Here is a 14,300-nt window from a genome sequence, read left to right as displayed (position 1 = left end):
CCTCGCATCGACCGCCTTTGACCCCACCACGGTTGGTTCCCTTCCTATGGTCGGCATTGCTCTTAGCTGACCCGCCGCGGGCGTCAAACCTGCCTGCGGTTCCTCCACTTTGTTTCAGCCGTTCCGGTGACCTCCGCGTCTAGGGGTCAGCTTTCGCGAGGGCAATCCCATCAGGGAGAAACCAACCTAAAAGGAGGGCCAAATGGGCCTTGATATGTATCTAACCGGGGAGGAACACCTCTCCACCGATTGGACAAACCCAGAGAACAACCAATGCGAAGGGGGCTATCGTCTGAAATCGAAGAACTTTGAGCTAGGCTATTGGCGGAAGCATCCAGACCTGCATGGATTCATCGTCGAGAACTTCTCAGACGGCGAAGACGACTGCAGGCCAATCTACTTGGATGAGGACGATCTCGCACAGCTCGTCTTAGCCGTCCGCGAGGGAAGACTGCCGAAAACAACCGGCTTCTTCTTTGGCGAAAGCACCAACGACGCCGAGCAGAGGGCTGAAGACATCGAGATCCTGACCAAGGCCATCGCGTGGCTGCAGGCCAACGACTGGCGGCGCCACGTATACTACCAAGCTTCATGGTAGGGCATGAATGTGGCGGCACCTTCACGGTGCCGCCACACAATTTTCCAACCTATGTGCTCGCTGGGCACTAGAACGGTCGGACAATCAATGGAGCAATTACTTGTCGAATGAAGGTTTCCGATCCGTATTACTAAGCATTGCGCGGACAAAGGGTGCAACCGTTACTGTATTTTCCGATTTCTGCCGAATCGCCGCATGCTCGCTAGCCATCGGTCGTCGCGAGGAGGAATATCTCGATACCGCGAAGGCGTACAGCCGAGATGAACTCAGCGATCTCTCACTCGCATTTGCCAAGCTGGTGCAGGAGATGGAGCAGCACCCATTCACCGATCTGCTCGGGCCTTTCTATCTCGAATGCGCGGCTCATTCCTCAAAACAGGCTCGCGGCGAATTCTACACACCACCTGAGATCTCGCAGTTGATCGCACGGATGACCGTTGATGTGGAGGAGGTGAAGCGCAAGGGAGTCCCAATCTCCGTCAATGAGCCAGCTTGCGGAAGCGGCGGAATGGCACTCGCCCTCGCTCAGCTCTTCGCCCCCGACTCGGTCGATCTACTGCGGATTACAGCTCAGGACATCAACCCTGTTGCCACCGACATGTGCTACATCAACCTCACCCTCTGGGGCGTTCCCGCGCATGTAGTACTCGGCGATACCATCCGCATGACCGTCACGCGTGCATGGAAAAATGTGCACTGGCACCGAGTAGGCGAAGATCAGCGCCAAGCTTTGGGCAGGCTGAAGGACCTCGCCGGCTCTGTTGCCCAAACCACGCCCGATATGGAGATCCCACAGCGACACTTCGACCCGGACGATGGCCGCGGCCAGTTCCTCTTAAACCTTTAACCCGACGGAGGCCTCACTTGACCCTAGATGAACTACGAGCGCTAGCAGCGGAACTCTTCCCCGAGGCCGTGACGATCGCCACCGAAAAGCCTGAAGAAGAGAATCTACCCCTATCCAAACTCAAATCGCTCTGTTGGACACATTTCCGGGAGCTGGGGTTTGATTGCATGGCAGCATGTTTCGACGAAGTCGCGCCAAAGACCGATGGAGAGCTTACCCTCGCAGGCTGGAGCAGCGCCGAATTCAACGCGCCGCCCTGGACATTTCGCGTCCGCTTCCGCCCATTCCACATCAGCCATTGGTCTGCCCATCTCGAGGTCAGGCACGACGGTCCGCTTCCCGGCGTCACCGAGACGGGCTATCGTTCGATGTTTGTGCCGTTGAAGACCTTTGCGACGATGACCCCGAAGGAATTCGTAAGGTCCGAGATCTGTAGCAAGTTGCCGGCGACCCAGCAGCTAAATCTCTTCTAACGGTCAAAAGCCAGCGTGCGGTACTACCGGAAGAGGTAATTATTCGGTTTCTCACGCCGGTTCCCTTGCGCTCAGCATTAACTGGAGTAGCTGCCATCGTCCTAACCCCCAATTGAGAATGAGATACCTCACATCAGCATTCATCGCCACAATAGTTCTGACTGGTAGCAGCAACGCACAACAGGGGCGCTACTACCGCCCTACCCCGCCGCCACCGCAGTTCGCCCACAGCACGCCACCTTACTCCCGCCCTCATCCGAAGATGCAGCAGGCTCGGAACTGGGCGCGGCAAGCCGCCCCAAGGGTTTTTACCAAGCAAGCGGCGCAACGTGCCGTTCGGGTAATCAGGAAAGGAAGCCGCGTTGCCCCTTGGGGTGCCGGAGTGGGCGTGGACTTGCTCTGGCCAAGGAGAGCAGAAGCTCCCACCCGATAAGCACAGAGTTCGACAAGCACTCTTGAAATAGGGCGGTGTCCGAACCAGGACACCGCCGATCATCAATTTGAAGAGCTTGTCTGCCGTGCCCGGTGTTCGGTTACGCTTACAGTCACTCTTCTCCTTCTCGCCTTACTCGACGAACCCCGGACTCGGCAGTGTGGAACACAACGGACCTGACTCTCCGAACTTCAGTTTGGTCCAAAAGAATCTCCAGACTAATTTGTCTCAGGTCGCCTGACTCCATCGAGAGCAGCATACCAAGTAGAAACGAATTGTCGGCTCCTTCATGAGCAGGCCTCGCAGGCGGCGGAACGACACCAGGCACCCTCTCAACAACAAGGAAATCGTCGCTAGGACCGTCTTCGTCCCATCCGTCGGGTTCAATTTCGATCTCAGTTCCCTCCGGAAGGTCAATTGCCGCCACCCTAGACGCCCGATGAAAGAGAACCACATTCACTCCGTTGGTCACCTGAACCGAGGGGTAAATCATCCCGTCCAGATCGTGTTCGGAGGCAAGGTAGTCGGCAACAACCTGCGTCACGAGATACTGAGAGCCCTCATTTCCCGGCAGTACGGGTGCCGTCATCTTCCCGGCCAAGATTCCCAGAAATGCCGCGCGCTCCAGCAATTGCTGATGCCGCGGATCGAAGTAGCTCTCCCGAGTGATGATTTCTTTCAACGCGGCGACATCCAACACTCGTAGATCTCTTGTTACTCGAAACTTGGTGACTATGACGTTGGCCCCTACAGGCGGACGAACCTCTGCTAAAGCCGTCCCCGCATCAAGGGCTCCATAGAAGACGGAGATACCTTGGGCGTTCATTCGCCCCGCTGAGGCCTGCCCCAAAGGGGGTGGACCGACTTCAAGATCCGGGCGGGCCAACCCCTTTTCCAGGCCAATGATGGACTGGAAAACCCGAGCGCGAAACAGTTCTCCGAACGTGGTTCCAGGACCAATAAGTCTCACCACAGGCCCTCCCTCCCGAGTCACCAGCGACTCAACCTCGGCAAAAACTTCATCCAGAATTGCCTGTGATGATCGTCCGATGAATCTGCATTCGTGCCGCAGCCGCTCCTCAAGCGAATTCCAGCTCTGATGGTACCGGTTGTAGCCGTCTAACAGGCGTGGAGCGTAGTGCGACTGGGAATCAAACTCACACTCTTCCCCCATCGCGGCCGAATCAAAATCGCTGTGGCGGTCTTCCAGTTCCTCAACGATTGCATCCGCAACCTCATCGTCCACGCCGGCAATCTCGGCGACCACTGCACTCACAGGCTCACCTTCCCGGTCCCAGTCGTAGTCCATCTCCTTAATGAGCGTGTACTCCCATGCCGATGGTTCCGTGTCAGTCCGGACAAAATGGCTTTCGAACACCCGCTCCACCTTCGTGGCCACGAGCTTGATATTGCAGGCGTTCCGCCGGGTCTTGCAGTGGAAGCACTTCCTAATCTTCCCCTGCCCTTGGATCTCGTTCCGGAGATACTGATCGCCCACGCACTCGTAGCAGAGATACCTTTCATCGTCTGAAGCCGCTCCCATCGCGCTAGCTCAGAACATTCCGAGTCCAGTTCAAGCCTGAAGGCAGAATCAGCGCTCGGCGCCACCACTCTGACAGCATTAGACTCTCGACTTCCGCAAGCCCGAGGATCCAGCAGCACCGTCCCCCGGCAGTAACCACTCTGCCAGCCGGAAGCCGAGATACCTTGACCTGCCATCTCGCAAAAGGCTGGAGAAGCACTCCTCAGAGCCCCCTACCGTGACGGCTTTTCCAAGGGCTTCTCCCTGATGATTGAGGGATGTGCAGGAGAGCAGACCCGTCAGGCCAGTCAATTGCTGGCGCATATCTTCACTCCGTTGCGACCGCGAACGGTGACAGGCCCGCCTGAAGGCCTGCTTCGAAGTCTGCAATCCCATGAGGGAGAAACCAACTTTAAAGGAAAACACCATGTCACAAACAAACGAGAACTCTTCGAAGAATAGACCAGCCCATGAAGTCCGCTTCGGATCAATCAAGGCCACCATCTGGCAGAACCAGTCCGAGAATGGCATACGCTACAGCGTGAGCCTCAGCCGCGGATACCGCGACGGCAACACTTGGAAGGACACTCAATCCTTCGGTCGAAACGATCTTCCCCGCGTCATCAAATGCGCGGACCTCGCTTACGTATGGATCTTTGCAAACTCAGGATCCGCCCCTGAAAGCGAACCAGCCGGATCGACAATCAATCCTCCGGCCGGCCAGTACTAGGCCGCCCTTGCCCCGCCGCAAGGCGGGGCAATCCAACCTCTAACAAATGGAGTCATGAATGACACTGAAACTTCCTCTCTCACCAATTACCACATCGGTGGTATCCAACCCGAAACGTGCCAACCAGTGGGGTAGCAACCGCTACGGTGGCAATTGCGATGGCCGCATCTTTGCTGACCTTGTCCTACGATACGGCGCCAAATCCGTGGCCGATCCAATGATGGGCTCCGGCACAACCCGCGATTGCATCGCAGACTTCAACACCGGAGGAGCGGGTATCGCTTACTGGGGTGGCGACCTCAACCAAGGGTTCAACCTCGCCGAGCAGGACTTGCCAGGAAAGTTCGACCTCGTGTGGATTCATCCACCCTACTGGAACCTAATCCGCTATAGCCATCGCCCCGGCGATCTCAGCAGCGCGGCAACCTACGAGGAATTCCTCGAACGCCTCGAGACCTGCCTCGCTCGCTGCTACAAAGCGCTCAATCCCGGTGGCAGGCTTGCTATCTTGATCGGTGACCTTCATCGCGATGGTCGCTACATTCCGATCTGCCGCGATGTCATGAACATGGAAGGCCGACTCGGACAGATCAGAACTGTGATCATGAACGAGCAGAAGAACTGCTGGAGTGACATCATCCCGATGCGTCAGCGCCGCCTTCCGCTGGACGGGATCCAGGTTCGTCACGATTGCTGCATTGTCTTTAAGAAATTGTCCTGAAGAGACATTGAATCCCGCCCCAGCTTGAGCGGGATTCAATCCACAGCTTTTAAGGTGTTTCAGCAAAGAAAGCGTCCGACATCTCTGGATCGCGCTTAAACTCGACTCGGTGAATCTGCATTCCTCGATCCTTCCACAGCTCTTCGTTGTGTTTAACGCAAAACCTATTAGCCTTGTCGCAGGCGATCTCTGACAAGTAAAACCGGTTCTCATCAAGCCACTTAATGAGCCCAAAGCCCTTCTCCAGATCAAAGCTTGTGCCTAGCATTTGATCCATTTCGGATTCTTTTTGGACAACCAAATCACGGCTGATCTGCCGAGGCAATCTGGGCATAATCTCAGCCGTCCCGTCTTCCGAAACCACAATTCCTATGCACGCAATCCCCTTCTCTCGCATGGCAGCAATATAACGAAGCGTGGAATTGTAACGCGCTCCTCGTCCGGAATCGCCGTTCTCCACAGCCAGACCATCAAGGATTACCCCTATCGCATGGCAAACACCGTCCACATCCAGCAGCACAGCTCCATCAATCGACGTGACGCTATCCAGCATAGATGAACTAGCGACCGTAGGAACAATCATCGTACCTTGAGCGGCCAGCCGACGAGCTTCATCTTTGGCCGACGGAGTGATAACCAAGATAGTACCGCTCCGCTGACTACAAGCCGATAGAGCAAGATCAAAAAGTGAGCCTACTTTCACCCTTGATAGATCGGGAATGAGCACTTTGAAACGCGAGAAAAAATCCGCTCGATTAATAGGCGGCACAGCTAGGCGCGGCAACTCCTGCCTGACCCGCATCATCAGATGATCTCCATGTAGCAATTCCCATTGATGGTGCCCGGAGAACCGAATCAAAAACAAGTCGCTACGAGCCTGATCATAATTTCCCACCATCTTGCCAAAACCGGTAACGTGTGCGCCATCGGATATGATCGAATCCCCTCGTGTCGCGATCTCCAACAACTTCCGCGTCGCACGGTATTTTTGGAGCCTCACAGGATTAACAAGTTGGAGCGTTGATCTGACATTGGGATGCTCGGCCGGTGCAACGATCATCGACCCAACCGACTCTCCGCCCTCATATGTAAGTGAGGAAATAAAATTGCACGCCGAGAAGAGACCATAGAGTCCCTCAAAGCTGCCCGCCGCAAAGTTCGGAAGCTCCATGAGCCGATTCGCTGCTTGGCGCAGAATTTCCTCTTCTCTGTGCCCACGCCAGTCGGTCACCAACGTTGGTTGAGGGACGTGAAGAGACTCCAAACATCCTTGCAAGAACTCCTCAGCGACTGCCTCAACTATCGACAAAGGAACACGGAATCGATCATCTGCATGAGACTTGGGAAGACGATAGCCCTCAAGCCCATCCTTGTGCTTCAGAGATAAAACCACTCCCACATCGTATTGATCAACCGGAGCGAAACCAGAAAAGAAGTAGCTCCGATCCCGTCGTTCGAATCCGCCCTGTAGGGCTTTTAATACCGCAGCTCTGACCGCGCGAAAGTTCCGTCGCCCGCGAATAGCATCATCCCCGGCTTCAGTTGTCGAAATGAGATTGCGCTCACCATCCAAAGCTAAATATGACGCCACGTCAGCACGCACTGACAGAAAGTCGCTGGGGGAAAATCCACACTCTTCCGGTTCGAGACAGACTGGGTGAAGAGTTTTATCTTCCCCACGCAACAGCCCCAAAAGAAAAACTTCCACCTCAAAGCCTGGATCCAATTTCCCAAACGTCCACTCAGCACGTATTTGAAGACTGGCCCTGAAATGCGCTTGGTACCCCCACATGAAGAGATCGATCGTGTGCCTTCCCATGGGCCACGACCATCACAACCGCCCTGCCCTTGCCCAGATCAAAAGCTCGGTCGGCGACAAAAAAGCCACCTCTCCACCCCCGCTCTCCAGAATGCAGGCATCTGCCCTTACACAGCTCCGCTGTCTAAGGAGAGTGGAGATTCCGCTTCTCACGGTGGGAAGTTGTGCTAACGTTCGCGCGAACAGCCTCCGGCATCGTATCTTCCTCCCCGCATGACGATTCACCACTTTGTTATTCATTACATCCAGAAGGATCAATTTCGCGACCCGGAGGTGCACACCAAGGATGAAGAGGCAAAGCTCCTCCTCCCTTCTCTAAAGTTGACTAATCAAGGCAAGCTGATTAAGAAGTTTGTGGAAAGCGCTGCCACAATGTTCGATAAGCAGCGCAGCGGGCGTGTTTACGCTGACGTGGGTCGGGAGGACAACACCTTTGCAGACGTCCTCGATCGATATTTGGCGGGCAAAACCCCCTTTATCAAATTTTCGAAACGTCTGGCAACAGAGCTTGCTAAGACGATGAAAGGCACAACGCTAGCGACCGGGGGCTACATGGCTATCGCCGAATATTCAGCTAGCCCTCGGCAATTGCTCATTATCATGATCCGCCAAGAGGAGGGTTACGCCGTTGACCCCGATACTTTGGAGTTGCGGCAGGCAGTTCACTTGGACTTGTCCACAATCAACGTTGGAGCCAGGATCAATCTGGAAGATTACGGGAATAGCGTCGAGCGGCATCTCTCACTAGTTCGAGGCTTAAAGGACGTCGCTAAATACTTTCGCCGATTTCTGGGGGTTGAAAATTTCAAAAGCCCTAAAGATGAGACGCTCGATCTGGCTAACGTCATGGATGCCTATTTCAGAGAAAATCATGAAAACTATGACGCTGACCGGATCAATGAAGTTCGGCGTGATGTCGCTCAACTAATCAAGGATAGCAAGGGAGGACAAGTCCCACTACTTACGATCGCAGGTGTTGTGAATCCTGAGGATCCAGAGGGCTTTCATGACTATGCCAATGAGCACGAAATAAGTGCTGAGTTCACTGGAGATCCTGAAACGGTGAAGGGCTGGCTTCGAGTGCGCTATAAAAACAAGAAACTGATCTTGGATTTCGACAAGAATCTCCTTCATGATTCGATTCACTGGGATGAGGAAGAAGATGAGCTAGTAATCGACGTTTCGAAGTTCTCCAATCTTGGCGAAAAACTTAGGGAAGCGGAACAATGACGCCGCTCGACGCATTCTGGCTGCTAAGGAGCAGCATAAAGCACGATGATCAATCAGGCTATGTCCTGGACGATCGTTTGCTTAAAGGGATGGTATTAGTTACCCCGGAGGTGAAAGCCGCCTTCAAAGTCCTCAGTGCGGACGTTCCAGAACTGAGGACCGAAGGGCGAATAGTCAGTCCGTCAGATCTTGTTTTGACCAAAGAGGCGACTTTCGTTTGTAGGGCACCTCTGGACTATTTCGAGACAGTCGACGAGTTGATAAGGCGCCATCCGATCTCGGCGCCTGCAAACGTTCGGGTTTTCGACATTCGCGATGATGATACAATTGTTCCACTTTATCGTCAGATCGCTACCCTTTGCTCCATGCTGAAGGAAATCAGCGCCGTAGTTGACCGAAAAAAGATCATTCTTGTTTCAAAAGAGAGTTTGGAGATTCCTCTTCTCTACAAGGCGTCCGATTTGCGCGAGATGCCAAATCTAGAAGAAATGGCCTCGAAGCTAGAGAAGGGCGAAGATTTGTCTTCAGAGGCCAAACGGGTTCGCGATGTTTATGTGTCATTGTTTACTCAGGCGATATACGACATCGTGTCTGGTGTAGAGAGAGAAAAAAGACTGCCTCATCTTATCTCTCATTTTGACGAGTGTCTTTTTAAATTCAGGCTCTCGTTTCGGGTGTTTGCTGATGAGGCAAACAAGGCGATTGAACGTTACGAGGATAAGCGAGCTGGCATGATCGCTGCGCTCAACGGAATCTTGGGAAATATTCAGACCTCATTGGTCGGGGTGCCATTGGCGGGCGTGCTTGCACTGAAGGAGATGAAACGCTCGCCTGAGATCACCTATGAGAATGTGATGATTGTTGTCGCAGTTGTCGTAGTGGGTTGCCTCTTGCTGGCACTAAGTCTGAGCCAAGAGAAAGCGCTCGAAGCGGTCAAACTCCAGCATGGTCAGCTTCGAGGTGAAATCGACAAATGCGGCGGCGGTGTAACCAAAGCCGGGGCACTCCTCTCGGCTATGGACTCCCACCAGAAACTCGTCTGGAAGCTCCTGTGGGCAGTAAGGATTCTTACGATTGTGTTTATCCTTGTGGCAATCGGAGCTCTTTTTTGTCGCGTGGGACCGGCCGAGAATCCACCGGCTCAAAAAGAACAGCAGCAATAATCGTATGGCTACGTTTCCTTGCGGCGGTACTCACGGCGGGCGTCACTGCCCCATTTGCTGGAAGAACGAATGCGATAGTATTATCGTGGCGAAGCTTGGTTCAGGGCCGGAACCAAAGTTGGTTTACAACCTCTTCTTGAAAGGTGAGCCAGATTGGCAGGCTGCCCTAGGGCAATGGAATCCCAGCGCTTCGTATGGGGTCGTGTTCACGCATCAGAAACCTTTGGTGACCTACACCGCGTCGTCAGGGGCGAGTTCTACCTGCGAGCTGGCAGACGTATTGATCGTTCTCACCGACAATTCGTCGAAAACACGGCGCGCCGTGCTTTTCCAAGCCAAAATTGCGGGCGGAAGCTGGCCCCCTGCCAACAAAATGCAATGGGAGCTACTAACGACATGGCCCAGCTTTGATTACACGCCTCATGGGGCTTCGACGAAGGTCACCCGGCTCCTTCCATTTTCTGGGAGGCAAGACCCGGGAGCGCAATATTTGACCATCGACACTGGCAAGGCTTCGATTCTTTCGACGCTTGCGCTCAAGCCGAAACCATCCTCAGCCAGTCTAGACGAGTTCATTTACGATTTCCTCAATGCATCGAGTGGCCGGGGCCTTTCCTGGAGTCAATCAACCTCGAAGGACGATTGGGATGAGCTAATTTGGGATTTGATCAGCAGCATGAAGAGAGTGGTCACAACTGTCGGAGGAACTTCAAACCAGCCGCGTGTGATTGGAGCGTTTCTCCAGCTTGTCGGCCATGCGCGAAATGAGGGTGATGGAGGCGACGATGAGCCCGATAAACCCGACGAGTGGGGCATCCCGGTGCTGGTGCACATCGAGGTCGGCTCGAACGATTAGACGGTTGGAGCCGTTCGCTCTCTCGGGTGCAGCCCCTAGGCTGATTCAACGAGAATCGTGTCGGTGCTGCAACGCTCGGATTGGCGGCCACGAGGATGGGGCGTCTAAACGATGGGGGTGATTTTCCAACAAAATCAATAGGATCTGGCGGAGGAGATGTCCGCGCTGACCCCCACGGCCACCTAGAGGCTATTCTGCAACACTGCTGGAAAAGCGGCACACATTTAGAGTGGGCAGCTGACGGTATCTGCTACCTTGCTTCCGAATGTTACCTCGTTCCTGCATTCTTCGACTCCCAAAAAAGGAATGGAGAATCGATGGTTCAGGAACAGATCCTTCCGGAGGAAGGCTTCGCAAAGCTCGCTCAAGTTTTGAAAGTGATCCCTGTGAGCAAGAGCACCTGGTTTCGAGGGATTGCCGCCGGCAAATACCCGAAGCCAGTCAAAATCGGAAGTCGCTCGTCCGCTTGACGAGTCGACGAGATCCGAGAGTGCATCGCCAACCTTTCAAAGCAACAAGGAAGCTAGACGCGTGACAGTCGCTGCCGCTCTGCCCTGCCGGACTCAAATGGCGGCTGACAGCTCCCTAGCTCAATCCGACCGGGCACCACCGCGGGCATAATGAAGCCTTCCAACGATCTGCCACGACCCGCGCGTGGATCTGATCGCATCGCCTTGTCGAGGAAGTCAGCCCACCACTGCATCATCGGCCCTCGGATCTCCCAATACTCTGCCCGGTTATAGGCGGCGCGGACACGATTGCGCTCCTTGTGAGCAAGCTGCCTCTCGACTGCATCCCGATTGAAACCTGCTTCGTTGAGGACCGTGGAGAACATTGAGCGGAATCCGTGGCCAACGACTTTACCTTCATAGCCCATCTTCCGAATGATATTGTTCGCGAAGTTTTCGCTGATCACCGGATGCTTGCGCGGATCTTGATTCGGGAACAACCACTTCTGATCGCCGGTAAGATCCTTCAAGCGACGTAGAAGTGCCGCGGCCTGATCGGAAAGCGGCACTACATGCTCCTCCTTCATTTTGGTGATCTCGGATGGCAGTACCCATTCCCATCTTGCAAAATCGATGTCGCCCCACTTGCTGTGCCTCAGTTCGCCGGTCCTGAGCCCGGTGAGGAGAAGCAGCTCAAACGCGATCTTGTGCACCTCCTTGCATTCCAAGGTTTGGAACTGTCGCAAGAACTCCCCCAGTTCGTTCGGGCGTAGAGACGGATGATGACGGACGCGGTGACGCCGCAGGGCTGGTCCCAGATCGCTGGCTGGATTGTAGTGCAAGCGCCCGGTTACTATCCCATATCGGAAGATCCTGTTGCAGACGGAAAGCTGGCAATGACTCAGCTCGGTCGCGTCCCGGGTCTCGATTTTCTGGATCACTCGCAGCACCTCAAGAGGCTTGATCTCGGCAATCGCTCTCCTTCCGAGATCAGGAAAGACGTATCGTTCGAGACGATGCCAGATCTTGCGAGCGTGCCGAGGCGTCCATTCTGCCTTGCGGGAATTGAACCATTCCGCCGCCACCCGCTGAAAGCTGTTCTGGTCGCGAAACTTGGCCTCCAGCTTTTGGCGCTGTTTTTCGCTACATGGATCGATGTTGAGATCCAGCAACTGCTTGGTTCGATGCCGAAGATCCCTGGCTTCTTTGAGCGAAACGCGTGGATAGCCACCTCCCGAGATCATCCGCTCCTTGCCGGCGAACCGATAGCGCACCTGCCAGCTCTTCCTTCCTGTTGGAGTAACGTGCAGATAAAGCCCGTCGCCGTCGCAAACCCTAAAAGGCTTCTTCCTTGGTCGAAGCGCTTTGATCTTCACATCCGATAATAGCATTCATCATTCCTACATTGGTTGAGGAACATACGATGCCAGAATCGCACCCAGATTAATACCCACATTTTTCGCGTACGGCGTGCAATGGAGTGAGACTTCATGAAGTCCCGTGAAACACTGAACCTGGCCGTGGCCGGGACTTTGCGGGACCTCATGGGTCTTGCGAGTACAACCTGTTGGTGCTGCCTGACGGACTCGAACCGCCGGGCTAAGCCTCGGTTCTTCCAAGATCTTTCCAGTCCACCTCAACAACCGTACCCGTATTCGCACCCAGCTATGCACAATTGCAGAGGCTGCGGCATTCCAGCAACACTCTCATTTCGGCCGCAGCGGGAATTCAAGCTTCGCTTGGAGGTGTGTCGGCGTAACAAATTCGGAGCCAGCGCGCATGCTCACTTCCGCTGATCATCTCAAGCCGGTATTGAAGCACCAGGTGCTTTAGTGAGGCATTGTCCTCGTTCATCCAGGATATCACTCGCGCCGCCTTTGCAGACGGAATGTGGGGCACTCCATTTGCTCGATTGTGGATCTCGGAGACAGCGCCGCAAACGAGGTCCGGAATGCACAAGAGATCGCCATCCCTGCCCTTTGAGCCTTCGTCCCGAGCGAGGACGATCTCCTCCACTTCCGAGTCCGAGTCCAAGTTCACCTTCACAAGCCCCCGCATCAACTCAATGAATCTGGTGACATCGTTGACCGCGGCGTCTCGATCAATGTGGAGGACTAAGGCACGGCCAACTTTCGGGAGAGAACTAAGTACACCTATGACGCCGTGAAGTATCCTGAGAACTTTCTCTGCGATGTGAGGCTTCGCGACAAGGCCAACAGTATCCCTAAGCAGCGAATCCGGGACACCTTTTTTGCTACCGTGCCGAGGAAAGGCCCAACGTATTTCACGTGGCACGAGCAAGGTGAGCGTGTAACCCCTTATCATCGCGCATCGGCCCAAAAAATCGGGCAACACCTTAAGTCGATGCGGATCGTCCACCTTCTTGAATTCGAACGAACCGGAACCCTTGTAAACGTTGGACCTGAAATCCTCAATGCTAGCCGCCCAGCTCCGAAGCTGGTGAGAGGGAACTACCAGGAAAGTGTAGACTTGAAAGCGAGTCTTGGGGTCGTCCTGGCCAAAATCGGCACTGACGAGAGTTCCATCGCCTTCCGAAAAGGACTCCCTTAGGTCGTTCTGTTGGGTCAGCCAATTTGCCAGGCCTTCGTTCAAGGCTCTGGTGAAGGTTGGAATCTCGGGATGTAGAGGCATTCGCTCCGTGGAAGAACCGTTGTCGCAATTGATCCGAAATAGATGCTACCGCACGCGAGGCTAGCCGAGGCTGCTCTTCAACTCTTCGTGGAACAACTGCATGGCCCTGGCATGAGCATCCTGCCAATGCGGAACGGTGTAGGTTACGAGAACCGTCACGACATCTGGCAACGCGTTGCTAACGGGATCGAGCGAAAACCCCGTGCACCATGCAGCGCCACCCCAGGTTCCAGTTTTTCCATAGACGCCTCCAGCGAGATCAGCCTCAGACCTTCGCAAACAGCTGATGAAGGCCTCCTTGGAGCTCAGCCTCGCAAGTTCGCCCAGTCCACGGGTGAATAGAAAGACTTCCTGAGGACTTGCCTGAATATTGCCACCTCTCCAGAGATCCGCCCACTCCTCTTCGATACTCTGGTCGATAGAAGGCAAAGACGGAAACCGAAGCTCGTCGATCGCCAATCGCAATTCATCTGGGGTCAGCCGGTTCAACAACAATTTGAAGAAGTCGTTGCTCGAATGGAGCATTGCTTCACTAAGGGTGAATTCAGTCTTGCCTGCCTTGGGAAGGGCATCCGGGCAACTCACCGCCTCGTCCAGAGTGATTTTGTCCGATTCGAGCGCGGCATAAGCAATGACCACTTTAAATAGAGAAGCGATCGGAAACTTGGCGGCACTCAAGGCTTCGTCGCCTCGCAGCGGACCGCCTCTAACGACGATGAACCGCTGCCCCTCAACACCACTCTTCACCCCATCTCCGTTCATGATATTCCGTCCAATTCTCAATACTACCAGATTCACAGACTCATC

At 54.5% G+C, this 14,300-nt stretch carries 13 protein-coding genes; 8 read left to right on the top strand and 5 right to left on the bottom strand.

Annotated elements, in window-relative coordinates; translation table 11 throughout:
* Positions 1–202: 202 nt before the first annotated feature.
* The 3 genes from KBB96_RS05040 (at position 203) to KBB96_RS05030 (ending at position 1,918) form a co-directional block, all read left to right on the top strand.
* Complete coding sequence (locus KBB96_RS05040) at positions 203–598, top strand: hypothetical protein (protein WP_211633038.1); 396 nt, start codon at positions 203–205, stop codon at positions 596–598.
* A gap of 100 nt (positions 599–698) precedes the next feature.
* Positions 699–1,445, top strand: a complete 747-nt coding sequence (locus KBB96_RS05035) for an N-6 DNA methylase (protein ID WP_211633035.1) — start codon at positions 699–701, stop codon at positions 1,443–1,445.
* 68 nt (positions 1,446–1,513) lie between these two features.
* Positions 1,514–1,918, top strand: a complete 405-nt coding sequence (locus KBB96_RS05030) for a hypothetical protein (RefSeq protein WP_211633032.1) — start codon at positions 1,514–1,516, stop codon at positions 1,916–1,918.
* A gap of 545 nt (positions 1,919–2,463) precedes the next feature.
* On the opposite strand, the gene KBB96_RS05025 is transcribed toward KBB96_RS05030, so the two are convergent.
* Positions 2,464–3,849, bottom strand: coding sequence for an RES family NAD+ phosphorylase (locus KBB96_RS05025; protein WP_211633030.1), 1,386 nt, complete (start codon positions 3,847–3,849; stop codon positions 2,464–2,466).
* 812 nt (positions 3,850–4,661) lie between these two features.
* Between KBB96_RS05025 and KBB96_RS05020 the strand changes: the two genes are divergently transcribed.
* Positions 4,662–5,324 (top strand): DNA methyltransferase, encoded by a 663-nt coding sequence (locus KBB96_RS05020; protein ID WP_211633027.1) that lies wholly within the window; start codon positions 4,662–4,664, stop codon positions 5,322–5,324.
* A gap of 49 nt (positions 5,325–5,373) precedes the next feature.
* Here KBB96_RS05020 and KBB96_RS05015 read toward each other — a convergent pair whose 3' ends face one another.
* Positions 5,374–7,116 carry a hypothetical protein gene (locus KBB96_RS05015; RefSeq protein WP_345779481.1) on the bottom strand — a complete coding sequence of 581 codons (1,743 nt, stop codon included), beginning with the start codon at positions 7,114–7,116 and terminating at the stop codon, positions 5,374–5,376.
* Between the two features lie 240 nt (positions 7,117–7,356).
* Between KBB96_RS05015 and KBB96_RS05010 the strand changes: the two genes are divergently transcribed.
* From KBB96_RS05010 to KBB96_RS21245, 4 genes are all read left to right on the top strand, one after another.
* Positions 7,357–8,373 carry a nucleoid-associated protein gene (locus KBB96_RS05010; protein WP_211633024.1) on the top strand — a complete coding sequence of 339 codons (1,017 nt, stop codon included), beginning with the start codon at positions 7,357–7,359 and terminating at the stop codon, positions 8,371–8,373.
* Positions 8,370–9,536 (top strand): hypothetical protein, encoded by a 1,167-nt coding sequence (locus tag KBB96_RS05005; RefSeq protein ID WP_211633021.1) that lies wholly within the window; start codon positions 8,370–8,372, stop codon positions 9,534–9,536. Before KBB96_RS05010 ends, KBB96_RS05005 begins: the two co-directional genes overlap by 4 nt.
* Positions 9,537–9,621: 85 nt before the next feature.
* On the top strand, positions 9,622–10,392 hold the full coding sequence (locus KBB96_RS05000; protein ID WP_211633018.1) for a hypothetical protein: 771 nt from the start codon (positions 9,622–9,624) through the stop codon (positions 10,390–10,392).
* 95 nt (positions 10,393–10,487) lie between these two features.
* Complete coding sequence (locus KBB96_RS21245) at positions 10,488–10,862, top strand: helix-turn-helix transcriptional regulator (RefSeq protein ID WP_345779480.1); 375 nt, start codon at positions 10,488–10,490, stop codon at positions 10,860–10,862.
* A gap of 53 nt (positions 10,863–10,915) precedes the next feature.
* On the opposite strand, the gene KBB96_RS04990 is transcribed toward KBB96_RS21245, so the two are convergent.
* The 3 genes from KBB96_RS04990 to KBB96_RS04980 form a co-directional block, all read right to left on the bottom strand.
* The gene (locus KBB96_RS04990) at positions 10,916–12,217 is read right to left on the bottom strand and encodes a tyrosine-type recombinase/integrase (RefSeq protein WP_211633013.1); all 1,302 of its coding nucleotides are present in this window, start codon (positions 12,215–12,217) and stop codon (positions 10,916–10,918) included.
* Positions 12,218–12,569: 352 nt separating this feature from the next.
* The gene (locus KBB96_RS04985; protein WP_211633012.1) at positions 12,570–13,454 is read right to left on the bottom strand and encodes a hypothetical protein; all 885 of its coding nucleotides are present in this window, start codon (positions 13,452–13,454) and stop codon (positions 12,570–12,572) included.
* Between the two features lie 99 nt (positions 13,455–13,553).
* Positions 13,554–14,255: a penicillin-binding transpeptidase domain-containing protein gene (locus KBB96_RS04980; protein WP_211633009.1), complete on the bottom strand. Its 702-nt coding sequence runs from the start codon at positions 14,253–14,255 to the stop codon at positions 13,554–13,556.
* Between the last annotated feature and the right edge of the window lie 45 nt (positions 14,256–14,300).

Source organism: Luteolibacter ambystomatis (assembly GCF_018137965.1).
Classification (GTDB): Bacteria; Verrucomicrobiota; Verrucomicrobiia; order Verrucomicrobiales; family Akkermansiaceae; genus Luteolibacter; species Luteolibacter ambystomatis.
This window is presented reverse-complemented; position numbering and strand designations above follow the sequence as displayed.